Genomic DNA, 16870 nt, shown 5'->3' on the forward strand with positions numbered 1-16870 from the left:
TACTCCCCTTAATGGTCATGAGTAGCGCCAGATTTACCTAGCTCTGCTTTTAAAAGATATGAATTTCCTGCGGCATAAACCTGTCCTATTCGTAATCCAGATTTAACTTCCACATACCCATTGTATTTATCGCCAAGCTCCAGAGGTCGAGCTTCAAAATCGTTACCAACACGAATGAATACCACGTCCCAATCACGGAAATTCTGTAACGCATCTTCACGTACAACCATTGGCTTTTGACTTTGATTTTCAAAAATTTGAGCCGTGATTAACTGTCCAGAACGCCACTTAAACTGATTTGGTATCTCAATAAATACCTTCGCTGTACGTGTTTTAGTATCGATGACATCACTAATATATTTGATCTTGCCCAATGCCTCTTCTGTGCCTGTCGGACTTTGAGGTTTAACTTTGACTCTGTTTGTAGGGTTTATAGCATTAAGCTTGTCAGCAGGAACATTTACTACCGCCAAGAGTTGCGAAGTATTTGCGATTTTAAAAATAGGGGTTGAAGAGCTTACATTAGATCCAACAGCACCAAGGATTTCTAATATTGTTCCTGACATTGCTGCACGAACTTCAACTGTTCCATTACCTGAACCGCCATAAGAGCTTATTAAGTTATTCAACTCATTTGCACGAGTTTGAGCAGCATCAAAATCTCTCTTTGCAGAAATATAATCAATCTCAGGTGATACACGCTTTTGCCATAATGCTCGTTCTTGTTCCATTTTTTGTCGAGCAAACTGTAGAGTATCCAAAGCAACTTTACGATCCGCATTCAAACGAATTAAATCTTGGCTTTGGACAACAGCAAGTAAGTCTCCTTGACTTACTTTATCCCCAATATTACGGTAGGTTTTTATCAGTGTTCCACTGGCTTTTGGTGCAACAAGGCTTTCAAAATTATCAGGAAACTTCAACTCACCTTTCAGTTCCAAAGCATTTTCAAACATCATTGGTTCAACTTTTAAGAGCTCTAAACCACTGCTCTTAATACTACTGTCTAACATGGTGACACGACCTTCTTTCGTATCCCACTTCCAAGTATGTTTTTTCCCTTGATAATCGACATTTACAACCATTAAAAACGAATGTGGCTCATAGACAATTTCATTTCCAATCAAGTAATCACTCTCTGGTTTAAATTGAATATTTTGCTCAGCATCTAAACGCTTAATGTATATATTCGCTTTTAAGTCTTCAGGTTTAAGCGGCTTGTCATTCAAATACCCATAAACACGGAGGTGTGGTTCCACTCCTTCTTCAAATATCTTAACCTCAGCAGAGAAATCTCCATCTCGATACAACCGACCACCGTGAGGTCCTTTCTCATCTCCAGCTACAGCTACTTTTTCTTCGGCGACCTCACCATGTCCACTCACTTGTGTCTTATTACCGGTTTTATACCAAGCAATAGCACATAAGACGATAAGTAAGGCAACGACACCAGTTGCAATCAATGTATTGGTTTGTTTATTCATATTCTTGCCCTTATTCTTGATCTAAATGAGTAATGTAGTTGCGCTCGACTTCTGCAATTTCTGTCTGCAAAGCCAACCACAAATCGAATCGAGCAAGATGTTTGTCTAGCCAAATTTGCTTGATGTTATTGAACTCAAGTAAAGAGTTTTTCCCTGCTTGGTAACCCATCTCTGCAATTCGCAGGCTTTCATTTGTTGCGGGCAAAACGGTTTGATCATATTGCTTAATCGCATCAATTAAATTGGAAACCTCAATAGATTTGTTTTCCAATTCAATTTTAGAGTTACGACTCAAAAGCATAGACTGTGTTTCTGCTTTCGTATGCTCTGCTTGAGCAATCGCAATATTGCCCTTATTTCGATTAAAGATATTGAGGGGTATTGACGTTGAAACTTGGAAGACTTTGTCATTGGTTTCTTGGTAGTTCCTAACCCCGACTCCCAAAGTAATATCTGGTATTGCTTCTTTGCGGGCCAGTTCAAACTGAGTCTTTTTCAGCTTCGAACTCAGCGTTGCTTCTTGCTCAGACAAACTTATTTTGTTTGTGAAATTAAAGCTTAACGGAACCTCCAATGCATTACTTGGCAGGTTGGAAGTGAACTTAGAACACAGATTTTTCTGGAACTGAATCTTCTTCACTTCATTTTGATGGCGCAATTTCGACTCAGATGAAAGTGCTATGCTTAGCTGAGCATCGGAAGGAATTACTCGCCCGTACTTAAGCCGTTCGGAAAGAACGTTAGCTTGTCTGGCATTCAATTTACTCTCAGAAGAATAAATTTCAGCACGCTGAGTAGCTACATACCAATTCGCCATACAGATTCTTAAATCTGCTTTGAGTTCAGCCTGACGCTTTGCTATTTCGAACTGATTACGATCACCTTGAAAACTCGCAATCTGTTTTCTCAAGGAAAGTTTATTACTAAGAGGAATCTCTTGTGACAGTCCCAATAAGGTTGTTGGGCCATCCAAATCCTTCAGTTTAGAATTACCGAGATTATCCAACTCCACATTGAAAGTCGGATTATTTAATCTACCAGCAAACTTTTGATTAATTTCATAAGCTTGCTCGGACTGCTTTAAGCTATTGAGTACAGCATCACTTGCGATTACCTGCTTTTGTAGTTCAGCATAATTCGTTTCTGCGAATACATTTGCTGCTGTTGCTACAAATCCACAGGTAAGAAATATCTGATATTTTTTAGACATGACTTTACCTATACAAAAAAATTAAAATTAATTTTTGTATAGAAAAATCAATTATGTAGGACGATTAAGTTTTTAGAGTAGGTATAAGAATTACTAAATACTAGAGGGGATCGCCGCTTTAAAAAGGCTCGATAAATAGGCTTTTCAAAAAGCTGGAAAAAGAATAAAACTAGTGGAAGTGCGAAACTCAGAATAAAGACTGGATCTATGCTTAGATCACTATCAGAAGAAATTGGTTTTACTGAATGATGATAAATTGGCTCATCAATGTTCTTCCAGCTATGTGCTTCAGCGTCATGATCAGTAGAGTTTTTAAGAGAATCACTATAATGCTGCAAAGACCAATGACTTGATGCATCATCCTCAACGACAATACTTAACTCATGTTGGTGTTCAATATTCTCAAGTAAGACAGGCGCCCACGCATGAACTCCGGTAATTGTTATCGTAAACAAAAACAGGATAAATGCGAGTATAAGCTTAGACAACCTACTTGAACGCATAGCGATGGAAATACTACTGATTTGCTAACAAAATACTAAAAAGTTTTATTAAAGTAAATCTCTCTCCTCAACATTTGAGAATGAATATGTTCGAAACTATTACCAATATCAGCAAAAGGAGTATGAATAAGCTCAAATCCGATCTATCTAATACTTACCCATTTTTTAGGGCAGCTATTAAGCTAAATTTGAGCTAAGTTTTCTACAGTCGTCAAATCATCCGCTACTGCTAGATAAGTATGTAATTATTAAATTCGGCATTAAGCAAAAAATAAGGGAAAAACTATTCCTTTATTTTTAGATAAAATAAATTTTAGGCAACATCCTCTTTAAAGTACTGATGCTTTCTTTTGGAATTATGCTTCCAGCTTTTAGCTACCTTGTAGACTGAAGATGGAAGATCATCCCATTCTTCTGGCAAACCAGAACCTCGTGCAACACGAAGTTTTAAAGGATAATCCTTATATTCGATCAAATGAAAAAAATAGAAACTACGTTCTGGATATGTACTGAACTTTTTAAAATAAGCATTCCTCATATGGGGATATCGTTTTCGGATACCATCATTAGGATCGATTTTTACAGGGCGCTGGTACTGAAATTTCAGCTTTTGCATATTACCTCCTAGTTTAAATTATCTAGAAGGGATCCTCTGCGTAGTAATTCATGTTTTAAAAACCTCTGGTCAATTATCGCTTTAGCTTTATATATTTAGCCTACCTTAGATCAAGCTATTTAAAATAATAGCCTAGCGTATCGTCTTTTGAATCTCCCCACCCCGTCCATATCTGGGTCAATTTTACATAATGCTGATTAACGCTTTGAACTTTATATAAATAGCTACGTGGTGGAGAAATATTATTCGTTCGTACTTTCTCAATTAGAATAAAGGTCTTGTCATCTAGCCATTTTACTCGAAGTGGTAAAGGATCTTGGCATTGCCCCATTTCGGCATACATTGCTGCGTCCTTACCATTTTTGGCAAAAGATAATCCCGCACATTCGGTATCTGGCAAATCTAAGACCAGACGCTTTCCTACTAGGCTTTCTTTTGCACCAGCACAAGCTAGTGTTGAAAGACTTAAACATAATCCTGCGAATATTAATTTTTTCATTTGATTTGACTCTTTATTTATTTGGAAGTTAAAACACATTGTCAATAAAGCCACACTGTAAAATGTGTTGTGAAGAATTGACTGGGTTGTCATAAAGACTGATAAAAGCAATCATATCATTCAGATAAGAAGTGTCACGTTTATAGGGCTGGCTATAAATATAAATCTGTTTGGGTGTATAGATCTTTTGATTTTGGAAGACTTCGCCATTAAAGACCTTTAAATGTGGATATTGCTGAAAGACTTTTTGGGTTTTACTTCTATTTTGATCATCATGCATAGAAGCTTTATCCCACTGCTGTTTAAAGCTTTTGAATTGCTGCCCTGTATGGCGACTGAATTTAATATTTAATCCGCTCTCAATTTTTTGTTTAGTTGTGGCGATGTCATCTCGACGATAGATCGATGTACTTGCTCCTGCAACACTGACATGCATTGAGGTCTCAATGCGTTGAATCGGATTGCTTTTGTTTCTAGGACGATAGACGGTTGTTTCAGGGCAGTCCTGACAGAAATTTTCATCGTCTGAATCATCGATAATGGTCGTCTCTTGCTTGCTATATTGCTTTTGAAATTGTTTCTGAAGTTTGGCGATCGCTGGTGTTGGTATATCTGCCCTGTCACCCAACGCCAGTTGGTTATTAAAAGATTGTTCATTTTCAGTCCAATCCAGACAGGATAAGCCTTGCTCCAGTGTTAAAGATGAGGCAGAAATAGGTTGAGCCGTCGCGGTGTGTATCATGAGCAGCGAGATACTCGTGACAAGAAATTCTTTAATCATACATCTCATTTTGTTGTTGTCCTTATTTTCGCTTACCGATCATTCACGTTAAACCAGTAGGAATATTCTTTAGGCTGACCATTCACCAAGACATTGCTGAGTTTGACATCGTAGATCACGTTCAGTTTCAAATCGTCGAAGTTAAATTGGATATGGTTGGGAACACCGATATTTTCATAGCGTATATTGCTGATCTTCTGTTTAGCTCCACTACTTCGTTCAGTGACTACAACAGTGGCTTTGGCGTAATCCACATTTCGATTGGCAAAGAAATTCTTTTGATCGGTTAAAACTGAAATCGAGAGAATTGAACCCGCCATATAATATTTGGCTGGATAGTTGTGGTAGGGATAGGCAATCACACCGAGTGGTGCAGTGGTTGGATTGTCGAAGGGATAAACCACTTTGTAGGACGTACCGACCACATAAGGGAATCGGGTATCTTTAAATGATGGCGCATTAACTGAACCATACGCCGATTTTTGTAAGAAAGGATTCAGCATCCAGAGTCGATGTCCCACATCTCCAGCAAAAAGGTTTAATTTATCATGCACCATATTGGTAATGCTTTCGGCAGGTGAATAGTCATTCTTATTCTGTCTCACCCCCATCTCAAGGCTACTGGTCCTTGCACCTACCGCACCAATATCTGAATAGCAGTTTGTGTTTGATTCTGGGTAATGGGTCAAGATGTTGTTTGCAGCAAGAATCAGCGCCGTCTGCATCATCTCATCTTCATGGGCATAGTCGTATGTAATACTTGGCAGCCCATGCAAGGCACGAACCGTATTGATTTCATTTAAAAATTCATTTCTAAAATTTGCACTGAGCTTGCCTGCATAACAGTTGTTGATATCGGGTGCCTCGCTCATAGATGAAGCTTTAAATACATCAAAACTGATGGTCAGGCTCTCTGCTGCCAGTGTTTTGGTATCACCCTCCTGGGTGAGTTTAAGGGTACATGCCCCCGCACCAATCCCCTTGAGTTCTCCCAGACTATAGGTACAGGTTGATGAAGAAAGGCTGCTAATCGTGACAGGTAGTTTGGCACTGGATTCCGTATCCAGTGAATACACACTCTCCGTCAGGATATATTTGATTTTTAGTGGGGTAATGGTTTGCTTGAGCTTATTCACGCACACATTATTTTCTAGATATTGCTCAGCCGCACAACTCACATTGACGGTCATGCTGCTATTCAGTGCTAGAACTTTTGCCGTCCCTGCCTGTGTCAATACCAGATTACACTGACCGACTTTATGCGCTTTAAGTTCACCGCCACTTACACTACAGATGTTGGGTGTGTTACTGCTAAACGTTACTACTAGACCTTGATCTGTTTGCAGCGATAATGGATAGCTTTGACCTTGGATCAGGTTACTCAATGAGAATGCCTGAATATTCTGCGGCGCCTTATTTCTACATGTCCCCTCTTCTAGATATTGAGTTTCAGCACAAGTTACAGGCTTAGGATTGGTACTGCCATTATTAGGATTTTCCGTTCCACCACCATTGGATGAACTGGACTCTCCTCCCGAACCACCGCCACACCCGACCATTGCTGTACTGATTGCCATCATTAGAACTGATGGCATGAACGATTTTGAAATCATCATGATTGACTGCCTTAAATTTTTATATTGTTGTTATTGATAATGATCAGCCGATAATAATTGACGGATTTCACTGGCCATTTGTGGACTACGCCATGGAAATAGAACTTTTAGGCTGTAATTCGGTTTGAATGGATCTCGTGTGCCAATATTGACTTGGAACTCACGTTTCATCGGTGTCCGATGGACTTGTTGGTTAACATGAGTTCCCATCATTGGGTTACTGATCACCGTGGTTGTCGTTCTAAAGCGATCTTCAACCAGATTGTAATGACCCACAGAGGTAATGTAGTCGAAAGGATATTTCACTAGACGTTGATCAGGCTGATCAAACAGGATGATGGTTTTGTCCTGAGAGTTAATCCAGACACCACGGTTTTGATAATTAAAAGTTTCACCCTGACGTTTCAGTTGTTCGGTCATTCCGTCAAAATAGGTATTTCCATATTGATAGAGGTAGTAAATGATCACAAACCAGAATAGGTCAAATCCAAAGAAGATATAGCCGAAAGCACCAAAGGAAAAGATTTTGCCAATGATCAGAAAGATCACAATCGGCAAGACCACACACTTTAAAAATAGCTTAGATTTTTGTGGACGGTGTTCAATAGGTATGATTTTGGGTTTGCTTAATTCAGTCATGGTTATTTCCCGCATGTTCAATGCAATGCACAATCACCAGCAGATATAAAAAGGTTTATTTTATAGGCGTGACTTAGCCATCCACCGTTGGATTGTTCTTGTAAAAATATTGTTTGAATACAGACGAATAATAAAAATTAGCCGTATCGCCCTCGTTGCAAAGCACAACAAGGTTGAACATGGGGTGAGGCACAAATTAAATAAGACAGATACAGCATAAGAAGCTCCTAGATGTTTATAGAAGTTCTACCAATTACTGCTAAATAATGGTGGCAGAACGAAAAGGGGTTAGCAGACTGATCATCTAGGAATCAGCACACCCAAAGGTGTCCCCCTTCCGTCCTACCATAGAAAAAAAGGGGGACGAGAGGATTCCCACACTCAATTTATATCCAAAAATATAAACGTCATGTGCTAGATGAATTCGGTCTGCTAAAACCGACTGGCAATGTAGGCCAGCGAGCCCATATTAATTTTATCCAGCGCTTTAGTCAATTTTACAAAGCACTAAAATCTATACAATCAGATTCACCAAATGTAATCGCATTAAGTCTTTGATTTTTCCCATAGAGTCAAATTCGTCCGATCGATAGGCTCATTTTGCTTTGATGGATGAGGCTAAAATGGACTGTTGTTCTCTATTAAAATAAAACAATAAAATAAAGAATTAAATCCGGCGCAGCTCAGCTTTTACATTCGACGCATTGAGATGAATCAATGCCTAATGAGCTGTTAATGAGAAGATTGCGATTTACTCAGGCTGATTTAAAGCGATCAAACTGACGTTCCCTCTTCTTCAGTAATATCCTGTAAATGAGATAGAATAAATAATCAGCAAAGCTCAGCAGGTCGCTTGGATGAACTCAGCCAGTACAGCAACAGTTTTAGCAGAAGCCGTATTGAATACCGCGGATTTACTCGGTCTTAGCCAAACCCAACTGGCTACTGTGATGGGTCTCGATCTCGCTTCGATGAACCAAATCGAAATCTCAGCTGTATTAGAACCCGCATCTGCACATGGTGAAGCTGGATTATTACTGATTCGTCTTTATCAAAGCTTATCAACACTCACTGGCGATGATTCTGAATGGATTGATTATTTTATGAATGCATTCAATACCGCAACCGATGGTATCCCGATTCAACAAATTCAAACCAGAGAAGGCTTAGAGAAAGTCTTAATGGTTGTTGAAGCCCTAAACAATCGATGATTTATTTAACTCATTCTTTTAGCGAATCAGCTTCAATTTGCTTGATTAGAAATTCTGATCATCATTAGCATCACTTCCGTTAAAAACACAGCAAAGATTAAAATTTGTGCTCAACAAACCACCACAAACATGATTCACAATCAAATTCCCAGCCGTCAGAAATTAAAAATATCTTCAGCAGAATCAATAAATTAATTAATGTTAAGATATGTAAAAAGATCCAATCACAGAGTTGACAGCTCAAGCGATACCCAGTTAAGCTAACTCTACACAGCAAAATCTGTGTTCAGGCGTAGGAACCTGATATTATTCACAAGGTGCAAAATACAGTCGCACTCGCGGCTATTTTTTTGCCTGTTGTTTAGCAGTCGTTATGGCGGCTTGACAGGACAGCTTTATGCTGGCCGTACCTTGTGAGCGGTATTTCCTACTCCTGTTAAGCTGCCACCATCACCGTAGGAAAGTGATGCTGGTAAGCCTTATAAACTTACTCACAAGGAAACGACTATGAACGCAATTCTTCATGGTGCAAACTCTTGCACACCTAAACAACAAGCTGGTCAACTGATTGTTGAACTTGGCAAATCAATTTCAAATCCTCAGCGTCAAACACTCGCCAATCTTTATATTGCTGTTGATACTGCAAATTCCTTGCTCAAAGAGCTTGAACAAGCACATCAAATCATTCGAGAATGTATGCATGAAATGAATGATGAACAAATTCTCAAAGTCGGAAAGCTTAATCAAAATAATAACTTCTCCTCTTTATGGGCATTCCGCACACATCAACGTCACAAGATGATTGAACGTGCACAACGTGTGCTACGTGGGGCGAATCATGTCCAAGACCAATAATAACCTCCTGATTTCTGGAGACTATCCTCTGATTGCTTCGCCAACGCTTGCAAAAGCGTTTGGCGTGGCTGCCGCCAATTTTTTACAGAAGCTGCATTACTTTTTAGAAAATAACGAAGGAAAAACCTTTAATGGAAAAAAATATTGGTTCCATAGTTATGAACAGTGGCAAAGCACGCTTGGCGTGTACAGCATCTCAACAATCAAACGAATTGTTGCAAAGTTAAAGCGAGCTGGGATTCTTGTGATTGAAAAGTTAGCACAAAATAAATGGCTGCAAACCAATTTCTATACGATTAACTATAAGAAACTCAAACAATTCATCAAAGTCGACAGTCAACAAGATCATCAGGCTAAAGTGAAATCACCCATTTCTGCTCCAGTCGCTGCACCCAGCTTGCAGAAGCCAGCACCAGCACATACTATTCAACCGAGTGCACTAATTAATTCAATTCAACAGGCATTTCAAAATATCAAAGTTAAATCAAATACATTTGCACCAACATTAAAAGTGGCAAAGGAATCCCTTATACGCCCTGACTTTGTCACGCGTGAATCTTATTCAATAGTTGGATTAAGCCAACCACTCCACCCTGCGGCATCCAAGGAAATATTAAAAAATATGGATATGGACTACCGCTGCTTTTATCAAGCACTGCGGCAACAACGGGTAGATATTGATTATGATGATCAGCGTATTCAACAACTGTTAAAGTATCAGAAGCGAATTCTTCAACATATTGCATATATCAAACAAAATTTTGCAGGACATGAGCGTTATCAATGGCATACGCTTGAACAATTACAGATGGAAAACTATTTTAAGAAATAGGTCAAATTGCACTAAGACCAATTCAGTTGATCCGTCCATAGAAAGTATATAGACAGATCAACTGATTTAATTAAAGGCTGAACTAATACATATTAGAAGTCAAAATCAAATTTTTTAGATTGAACAAGTTGTGGTCTATTCTGGTTTTCCTGTTCACGTTTTCTAACTAAGGCTAATTCATACTCATTTTTATAGCGTTCGCATAAGTTGTTTTGACGTATTTGCCAAATGTTCTTTCTATATTCTGCTACCTTATCTTGATCTTCAGGATCAGTGCTATAGAGTAACGACCTCGGAATTTGTGGGACATCTTTTAAATTGGTTCCATTTTTTTTATTATAATCTTCATTAGATAAGCACGATACTGCACTGCTCACTTCGATTTCCATACCATGAATTTCTATAATTTTTGTGGGTGCATATTTTTCTAAAAATTCATTTATTATTTTTTCAGTTTGTGTTCGGTAGTGAAATAATATATTACGACCAAATCCAAGCACATCCGCAGTAATTTTTAATGCACCTCCTTTTTCAGGATTTTTTTGACGATATTGCTTAAAGAACTGCTCTGGGGAACGTTGAATATTATCCAACATACTTTTTTCTGAAAATAATAAATGTAAATGTGGCTGTTCTGACTGTCCATCGAGCTCAGCCACATGATTATGAATTGCGATTGTAGATGGCATTTTATATTGACCACAAAACTCATGCATTAATCTTTCAGACAACTCTATACGGCGATTTTTATCCAGTTCTTTTGGCAAAGCGATTGTAATATGTGATGAGGTTCGTCTAGTCTCACTTGTATATTTATCTGCTGCATACCAAAACTTTTCAGGATGATTTTCAGACCAAATCGGCATATTATAGGATGCACAATATTCAAGTTCTTCAATCTCACTTTTATGCTTTGAAAAATATAAAGTACGCGTAATATAGTGATATGCATTTTTTGAGAGTCTATACTTTGAATCACCATCACTCAATTTTATTTGACCATCACCTTTAACGTTGTGACTCAAATGAAAATAATACATTTTTACTTCCGATATCAATTTAATTGGAATATCGGATCCTACAAAATTTTAAAAATTCATGATTCGTTTCGTGAAGAAAAATGAAAAAAAATATTTTTCAATTAAAACGCATGAGCAATACCACTCCCATAATTTCAATTTACATAATAAAAACAATAACTTAGTTGTGTGTTTTGTTTGTATGTGGAAACAGTAAATCTAAAATATGAGTAACACATAAAATAATTAATAATCAATTACTTAAAACTAAAAGTGCTGCGCAGCACGAGGAGAAGTGTCTTTTAAAGCGAGCGAAGCGAAATTTAAAAGACACGGAAACGAGATATAAAAAATCTTTTTTGCATTCGCAAAAAAGATTTTTTATCTGTCCCACCATTAACAGCAACAAAACTAACAGAAGAGTAGTTTTTTTTGAAAAACCCAACATATGACGATTTTTTTTAAGATTCTGTGATATACCAACATTTTCTTAAATACAGATGGTTTAAAAAATGGTTAGAGCTAGATTAACAGTAGATGAAATGATTTTAAGTGTTGAAAAGCACTTAAAACAGATAGCAAGACGCACTCATTCAGATGAGTTAATACTACAATTGATTCGATCAAAAACTGCAAATCAATTTACAGAAGAAGACATTAAAAATTTGAGGAATAAATATCATAAAGTTTTAGAATTAAACAGATTAGCAGAGTTAATGGACTCTATCTGCACAATCGCAAAGAGTGATCGCTCTGATATTGAAAAGGACATTGTTGATTTTAGTGGATATGAAGACCCTTTCTCTCAGACTGATGAAAGATTAAAAATAGCCTTAAGGATGCTAAAAAACTACAATCGAAGAGTTCCTGATTTAATAAAACAAAAAGCACATGATGAAATCAAAAATTCATTTCATAGTTCTTATAGACAAGTAAAACAAAAGATAAAAGATCGAAAGCAAGAGAATCATGAGAAATTTTTTTTAGGAAGTGTGCTTATATCATTTTTTAAATCACAAAATATTGAAATGAATTATCTTGAGAATACACTTAAAATGATAGAGCTTTATCAAATAAAAAATTATTTTAGAAAAGAGCTGTTTTTAGAATCAGAAATCAAAGAATTTAAATTTTCAGAGCAAGGTAGAAGCTTTAACGACAAGAAAAATGTTATTTTATCTAACCACAAGAATCCTTTTAAAAAATAAATAATAAAATTAAAATTAAAAGATAAAGCAGTTACGTTTAGCTCATTTATTTTAAATGAGCTAAGCAGTCGACGTTGTTATTACCAAAAACAAACAAAAGATTATTTACTGATATAATAAAAAAAATAAGTCTTTTTTTTGATTTTTTAAACATATCTCATCTTTTTTTTAATTAATTTGATAAATTCAACTCAGATCTTATTTCATCAGAGCAGATTAATGAATAGTTTAAATTCAGAATTTACTTTATATTCAATGCTAACAATGCGTTATCAAGCACCTGTTGTTCAACTTGAAATCATTTTGAAAGATTATTTTCCTCATATGAATAAACAAAGTGCGAACAAACGTGCTTCTCGTCAAGATTTGCCCTTCCCAGTTTTTAAATCTGACAACTCTCAAAAATCACCATATCTAGTTGATTTAAAAGAATTTTCAATATATCTCTATAAACAAAGTCAAATTTCCGCTAAGGACTGGAGAAGTTTGCATGAATAATTATCATGCGAGCTTCTTTTATTTTCGACTAGATATTGCAATTTCCGCATTCTGAATTGCTTCTTTAAAGTCCAATCGATCATTTCGACGTCTGATTTGTACATAACGCTCTAGACTTGACCAACTCTCATGTAGCGTATGTTGTTGTAGCTGAGGGATTGTCAAACCATTTTCTGCTAGTCTGGTCGCCCCTTCGTGCCTCAAATCATGAAAACGTAAATCTTGAATTCCTAACATCTTCAATCCTTGTTGCCATCTCGCCGCAAATGATTTGTGATTAAGCGGGATAAGTAAATCTATATCCCCTCCTAATTTTAACATCCGCTCCCGAATATCAGGTTTCATCAACTCATCAATTACATTTTGTGTATTTTCATCAATGACAAAGAATTTATCATTTCCTTTACTGCCATTTGGATTTTTGAGATCTCTTACCAACCACTCTTTATGCTTTTTATCATAATCACTCAGTTTCAACCGTGAAATTTCAGCTTCACGACGACAACTATAAATAGCAAACCATAAAATCAGATGTACAGGAATCGCTGTACGTCTTTGTTTCCATTTCTTGTAAAAATAATTCGTTAATATCTGCAATTCTTCAGATGTGACTAATCTACTACGCTTTACGGATTTTGTAATAATGCGTGCATCTCGCAGCCCAGCCATTGCCTTATCTAATTCACTAATATCAACTTTTTCACCCCACGTTTGTTCTGCATACTTCAATACAGATTTAATATATTGTAAATCTTGCAATGCTGTACTGGCCTTGATTGGCAAAGCGTCAATTTCCGGAACACCTTTTTTCCTAAGCAACGTATGTGCGCTATAATCTTGTCTTTTTAAATCCTTGAGTTTTATTTTTCCAATCGGCCAGTTACATAAAAATCGTAATCCCATACGTTTAGAACGTCCAAAACTGGCGACCTCATTAAGATATTTTTCCATTGCTTCAGCCAAGGTCAGATTTGATTTGGTCTGGGACTTTTTATTTTGATGTAATAATTCTGGATTTGCTTCCAATTCAACTTCACGTTTTTTTAACCAAGCTTCTGCAAGCGATTTTTTACTAAATGTTCTGGATTCGGTATAATTTACTTCTTCTCGACGAATCTGTAGCAAAGCTCGATAACGAATCTCTCCAGTGGATGTAACACGCTTAGTTATTGTACTCATTTCTATTGCAACCTTGGAAATTGAAACTATTTCATGGTTGCAATATGGTTGCATTGATAGCTAAAAATTGCAACCATATGCTAAAATACGCCACTATATGCACCTTAAGGAATTAACATAAATGACTGAAATTAATAACAATGTAGAAAAAATAAATGATTTCAGAATCAGCGTAGCCCCGATGATGGACTGGACAACGAAGGACTATCGTTTCTTTGCGCGTTTATTTAATCCGAATGTTGTTCTGTATACCGAAATGGTCACCACAGGTGCGATTATTTACGGTGGTGCAAATCGTCATTTAGACTTCAATAAAGAAGAACACCCAATTGTATTACAGCTCGGTGGTTCCAATCCGCAAGAGTTAGCAACCTGTACCAAAATGGCTGAAGACTGGGGCTATGATGAAGTCAATTTAAATGTTGGTTGTCCAAGTGATCGAGTACAGAATAATAAGATCGGTGCATGTTTAATGGCGGAGCCAAATCTAGTTGCTGAATGTATTCATAGTATGCAAAAAGCTGTATCGATTCCTGTAACCGTCAAACATCGTATTGGTATTGATGACATGCAGTCCTATGAAGAAATGCTGCATTTTGTCGATACAGTCGCTGCAACAGGCTGTACCCATTTTATCGTGCATGCACGTATCGCGATTTTGCAAGGTCTATCACCAAAAGAAAATCGAGAAGTGCCACCGCTACGCTATGAAGATGTTTATCGTTTAAAACAAGAGCGCCGACATCTTACGATTGAAATTAATGGTGGTATCAAAACCTTTGATGAGACACAACAACATTTACAGCATGTTGATGGTGTCATGATTGGACGTGAAGCGTATCACAATCCTTATTTGCTCGCTGAAATGGGACAACTTTGGAATCTAGAAGCGCCTGATCGTTTTGAGATTATGCAACAAATGATGCCATATATTCATCAACGTGTTGCAGAAGGCGCACCATTATCAATTATCACACGACATATTCTAGGTTTGTTTCAAAACTTGCCGGGTGCACGCAAATGGCGTCAAGCCCTAAGCGGTGGCAATGCAAAAACTATTAATGATATTGAAAATGCAATCCAAAATATCCAAGCGGCCATGCAACGCACTGAAGATTATATTCGAGCGCAAAAGTGTGATTAAAATCACACTTCACCCCTTTATTCAATCAAAATGAAATATTATTTTACAAATCATTTTATTTAAACTAAACAAACCTCAAAGGCATGATAAAAAAAGAATTATTCAGGCCGCTGTTTTTATAAGTTATCCACAGCACCTGCAAAATGATACATTATTACATTACAAATGACTTTTCAGACGATTTTTCGCTTACCATGTCTTCCGCCAAGAGTCTGGCACTAAATTTGGTTATATAGAAAATGCGATAGAGTTTGACGATGATTTATGATGCGCCCTCAGTTGATCACAGCATGGTTCACACCCCACCCCATCAATTGATTGTGACCACCCCAAAACAGCCTGCTATAGATGTAATGACATTTGCTCAAAAGTTAACACGTAGAGCATCTTATCGTAGCTCATCACAATGTGCGCGGTTTGTTCGCATCGCACTACAAGCAGCTGGTGCCAATATTGTGAATCATCCTGTTGCCGCATCTGATTGGGGAAGAACCTTACAAGATATCGGATATAAAAAGATTAGCCCTGCTTTTGACAATCCACAAAAGGGTGATATTTACATCATTCATCGTACTGCCAAACACCGCTATGGTCATATTGCAGGCTTCTCTGGTACGCAATGGATCTCTGATTTTAAACAACGTAGTCATGATATTTACAAAGATAAAAACGTGACGTATAGCTACTACCGCTTAAGTTCAAATTATATCTAATCAAACCTCAGGGCTGTGATCATCAGCCCTTCTTTGTATCTAACTTTTTTAGAACTTCTGCCACCGCAACCATCGCAAAACTTGATGTCACCACCACGGCTGATCCATAGCCACCACAGCGCAAGCCAGCACTTGGATTAAATGCAGTATCTTCCGATGTCGAACAAGCTTCTGTATTTGAAAATGGGTTGTCGATTGAATACACGCAAGTAATCCCAAACTTTTCTTTAGGCTTCTTGCAGATACCTTTAGAGCGCAATTGAGCGCGTAACTTCGCCAACATCGGGTCTTGTTCTGTCTTTGATAGATCTGCAACTCGTATTTTGAGAGGATCGAGCTTACCGCCTGCCCCACCCGACACAATTAACGGGATCTTGTTAAAGCGACAATGCAGCATCAATGCGAGTTTGGCTTTGACATCATCGATACAGTCTAAAATGATATCTGGAGTAGGAGTTAAAACCTCTTTGATATTCTCAGGTGTTAAATAGTCATCAATTACATTCACTGTCATGCGTGGATTGATCTGACGACACCGCTCCGCCATCACTTCGATTTTTTCTTGTCCCAAAGTGGATGTCATCGCTGGAAGCTGACGATTAATATTCGATGCGGCAACCACATCCATATCGACAATCGTTAACTCACCGATCCCTGTACGCGCCAACGCTTCTACCGCCCAACTCCCAACACCACCAACACCGATCACCATCACATGACTTTTTTCATAATGGTTAAATGAGCTTTCTCCATAAATTTTTGCCACACCAGCAAAACGGCGGTCATATTCATCATTTACAGGCAAATCAGTCATAACAGTGGTGGTCTATATCTTTTAATCAAAGCACTATTTTAACTCGTTT

At 37.5% G+C, this 16870-nt stretch carries 18 protein-coding genes; 7 read left to right on the forward strand and 11 right to left on the reverse strand.

Annotation, left to right across the window (positions count from 1 at the left end; translation table 11 throughout):
* Window positions 1-8: 8 nt before the first annotated feature.
* The 8 genes from F927_RS12345 to F927_RS12380 all read right to left on the reverse strand — a co-directional run bounded on the left by F927_RS12345 (window position 9) and on the right by F927_RS12380 (window position 7348).
* On the reverse strand, window positions 9-1484 hold the full coding sequence (locus F927_RS12345; RefSeq protein WP_004885562.1) for an efflux RND transporter periplasmic adaptor subunit: 1476 nt from the start codon (window positions 1482-1484) through the stop codon (window positions 9-11).
* Between the two features lie 10 nt (window positions 1485-1494).
* On the reverse strand, window positions 1495-2694 hold the full coding sequence (locus F927_RS12350; RefSeq protein WP_004885559.1) for a TolC family protein: 1200 nt from the start codon (window positions 2692-2694) through the stop codon (window positions 1495-1497).
* Between the two features lie 47 nt (window positions 2695-2741).
* On the reverse strand, window positions 2742-3197 hold the full coding sequence (locus F927_RS12355; RefSeq protein WP_005085372.1) for a hypothetical protein: 456 nt from the start codon (window positions 3195-3197) through the stop codon (window positions 2742-2744).
* Window positions 3198-3510: 313 nt separating this feature from the next.
* Entirely contained in the window at window positions 3511-3813 is a 303-nt protein-coding gene (locus F927_RS12360; protein WP_004885555.1) for a hypothetical protein, read from the reverse strand.
* A 115-nt stretch (window positions 3814-3928) separates the two neighbouring features.
* Window positions 3929-4312 carry a hypothetical protein gene (locus tag F927_RS12365; protein ID WP_004885553.1) on the reverse strand — a complete coding sequence of 128 codons (384 nt, stop codon included), beginning with the start codon at window positions 4310-4312 and terminating at the stop codon, window positions 3929-3931.
* A gap of 28 nt (window positions 4313-4340) precedes the next feature.
* Complete coding sequence (locus F927_RS12370) at window positions 4341-5102, reverse strand: hypothetical protein (RefSeq protein WP_005085375.1); 762 nt, start codon at window positions 5100-5102, stop codon at window positions 4341-4343.
* A gap of 23 nt (window positions 5103-5125) precedes the next feature.
* A complete protein-coding gene (locus F927_RS12375; protein WP_005085377.1) occupies window positions 5126-6709 on the reverse strand; it encodes a CAP domain-containing protein in 1584 nt (527 codons plus the stop codon).
* Between the two features lie 30 nt (window positions 6710-6739).
* Window positions 6740-7348 (reverse strand): sortase family protein, encoded by a 609-nt coding sequence (locus F927_RS12380; protein ID WP_005085378.1) that lies wholly within the window; start codon window positions 7346-7348, stop codon window positions 6740-6742.
* 857 nt (window positions 7349-8205) lie between these two features.
* Here F927_RS12380 and F927_RS12385 point away from each other — a divergent pair.
* From F927_RS12385 to F927_RS12395, 3 genes are all read left to right on the forward strand, one after another.
* Complete coding sequence (locus F927_RS12385) at window positions 8206-8559, forward strand: antitoxin Xre-like helix-turn-helix domain-containing protein (RefSeq protein ID WP_005085381.1); 354 nt, start codon at window positions 8206-8208, stop codon at window positions 8557-8559.
* Window positions 8560-9066: 507 nt separating this feature from the next.
* Window positions 9067-9414 carry a hypothetical protein gene (locus F927_RS12390; RefSeq protein ID WP_005085384.1) on the forward strand — a complete coding sequence of 116 codons (348 nt, stop codon included), beginning with the start codon at window positions 9067-9069 and terminating at the stop codon, window positions 9412-9414.
* Window positions 9398-10246 carry a hypothetical protein gene (locus F927_RS12395; RefSeq protein WP_005085386.1) on the forward strand — a complete coding sequence of 283 codons (849 nt, stop codon included), beginning with the start codon at window positions 9398-9400 and terminating at the stop codon, window positions 10244-10246. The genes F927_RS12390 and F927_RS12395 overlap by 17 nt, the downstream gene beginning before the upstream one ends.
* A 92-nt stretch (window positions 10247-10338) precedes the next feature.
* Here the strand turns inward: F927_RS12395 and F927_RS12400 are convergent, their stop codons facing one another.
* The gene (locus F927_RS12400; protein ID WP_005085388.1) at window positions 10339-11286 is read right to left on the reverse strand and encodes a MobA/MobL family protein; all 948 of its coding nucleotides are present in this window, start codon (window positions 11284-11286) and stop codon (window positions 10339-10341) included.
* Between the two features lie 491 nt (window positions 11287-11777).
* On the opposite strand from F927_RS12400, the gene F927_RS12405 reads away from it, so the two are divergent.
* Window positions 11778-12473: a hypothetical protein gene (locus F927_RS12405; RefSeq protein ID WP_005085391.1), complete on the forward strand. Its 696-nt coding sequence runs from the start codon at window positions 11778-11780 to the stop codon at window positions 12471-12473.
* 219 nt (window positions 12474-12692) lie between these two features.
* Window positions 12693-12971 (forward strand): pyocin activator PrtN family protein, encoded by a 279-nt coding sequence (locus F927_RS12410; protein WP_005085393.1) that lies wholly within the window; start codon window positions 12693-12695, stop codon window positions 12969-12971.
* A gap of 18 nt (window positions 12972-12989) precedes the next feature.
* Here F927_RS12410 and F927_RS12415 read toward each other — a convergent pair whose 3' ends face one another.
* Window positions 12990-14150 carry a site-specific integrase gene (locus F927_RS12415; RefSeq protein WP_005085395.1) on the reverse strand — a complete coding sequence of 387 codons (1161 nt, stop codon included), beginning with the start codon at window positions 14148-14150 and terminating at the stop codon, window positions 12990-12992.
* Between the two features lie 121 nt (window positions 14151-14271).
* Between F927_RS12415 and dusA the strand changes: the two genes are divergently transcribed.
* Together dusA and F927_RS12425 are read left to right on the forward strand one after the other, a co-directional pair.
* The gene (gene dusA, locus F927_RS12420) at window positions 14272-15294 is read left to right on the forward strand and encodes a tRNA dihydrouridine(20/20a) synthase DusA (RefSeq protein WP_005085398.1); all 1023 of its coding nucleotides are present in this window, start codon (window positions 14272-14274) and stop codon (window positions 15292-15294) included.
* 257 nt (window positions 15295-15551) lie between these two features.
* Complete coding sequence (locus F927_RS12425; RefSeq protein ID WP_004637913.1) at window positions 15552-16007, forward strand: CHAP domain-containing protein; 456 nt, start codon at window positions 15552-15554, stop codon at window positions 16005-16007.
* 22 nt (window positions 16008-16029) lie between these two features.
* Here the strand turns inward: F927_RS12425 and F927_RS12430 are convergent, their stop codons facing one another.
* Window positions 16030-16821, reverse strand: coding sequence for a tRNA threonylcarbamoyladenosine dehydratase (locus tag F927_RS12430; protein ID WP_005085400.1), 792 nt, complete (start codon window positions 16819-16821; stop codon window positions 16030-16032).
* Window positions 16822-16870: the final 49 nt, after the last annotated feature.

Origin of the sequence: Acinetobacter haemolyticus CIP 64.3 = MTCC 9819 (assembly GCF_000369065.1) — a bacterium.
In the GTDB taxonomy this organism is placed as follows: Bacteria; Pseudomonadota; Gammaproteobacteria; order Pseudomonadales; family Moraxellaceae; genus Acinetobacter; species Acinetobacter haemolyticus.

Excerpts from the sequence above, each read along its gene's own strand:
- F927_RS12345 (WP_004885562.1), bottom strand. The coding sequence starts at position 1,484 with ATGAATAAACAAACCAATACATTGATTGCAACTGGTGTCGTTGCCTTA.
- F927_RS12350 (WP_004885559.1), bottom strand. The coding sequence starts at position 2,694 with ATGTCTAAAAAATATCAGATATTTCTTACCTGTGGATTTGTAGCAACA.
- F927_RS12355 (WP_005085372.1), bottom strand. The coding sequence starts at position 3,197 with ATGCGTTCAAGTAGGTTGTCTAAGCTTATACTCGCATTTATCCTGTTT.
- F927_RS12360 (WP_004885555.1), bottom strand. The coding sequence starts at position 3,813 with ATGCAAAAGCTGAAATTTCAGTACCAGCGCCCTGTAAAAATCGATCCT.
- F927_RS12365 (WP_004885553.1), bottom strand. The coding sequence starts at position 4,312 with ATGAAAAAATTAATATTCGCAGGATTATGTTTAAGTCTTTCAACACTA.
- F927_RS12370 (WP_005085375.1), bottom strand. The coding sequence starts at position 5,102 with ATGAGATGTATGATTAAAGAATTTCTTGTCACGAGTATCTCGCTGCTC.
- F927_RS12375 (WP_005085377.1), bottom strand. The coding sequence starts at position 6,709 with ATGATGATTTCAAAATCGTTCATGCCATCAGTTCTAATGATGGCAATC.
- F927_RS12380 (WP_005085378.1), bottom strand. The coding sequence starts at position 7,348 with ATGACTGAATTAAGCAAACCCAAAATCATACCTATTGAACACCGTCCA.
- F927_RS12385 (WP_005085381.1), top strand. The coding sequence starts at position 8,206 with ATGAACTCAGCCAGTACAGCAACAGTTTTAGCAGAAGCCGTATTGAAT.
- F927_RS12390 (WP_005085384.1), top strand. The coding sequence starts at position 9,067 with ATGAACGCAATTCTTCATGGTGCAAACTCTTGCACACCTAAACAACAA.
- F927_RS12395 (WP_005085386.1), top strand. The coding sequence starts at position 9,398 with ATGTCCAAGACCAATAATAACCTCCTGATTTCTGGAGACTATCCTCTG.
- F927_RS12400 (WP_005085388.1), bottom strand. The coding sequence starts at position 11,286 with ATGTATTATTTTCATTTGAGTCACAACGTTAAAGGTGATGGTCAAATA.
- F927_RS12405 (WP_005085391.1), top strand. The coding sequence starts at position 11,778 with ATGGTTAGAGCTAGATTAACAGTAGATGAAATGATTTTAAGTGTTGAA.
- F927_RS12410 (WP_005085393.1), top strand. The coding sequence starts at position 12,693 with ATGAATAGTTTAAATTCAGAATTTACTTTATATTCAATGCTAACAATG.
- F927_RS12415 (WP_005085395.1), bottom strand. The coding sequence starts at position 14,150 with ATGAGTACAATAACTAAGCGTGTTACATCCACTGGAGAGATTCGTTAT.
- dusA (WP_005085398.1), top strand. The coding sequence starts at position 14,272 with ATGACTGAAATTAATAACAATGTAGAAAAAATAAATGATTTCAGAATC.
- F927_RS12425 (WP_004637913.1), top strand. The coding sequence starts at position 15,552 with ATGATTTATGATGCGCCCTCAGTTGATCACAGCATGGTTCACACCCCA.
- F927_RS12430 (WP_005085400.1), bottom strand. The coding sequence starts at position 16,821 with ATGACTGATTTGCCTGTAAATGATGAATATGACCGCCGTTTTGCTGGT.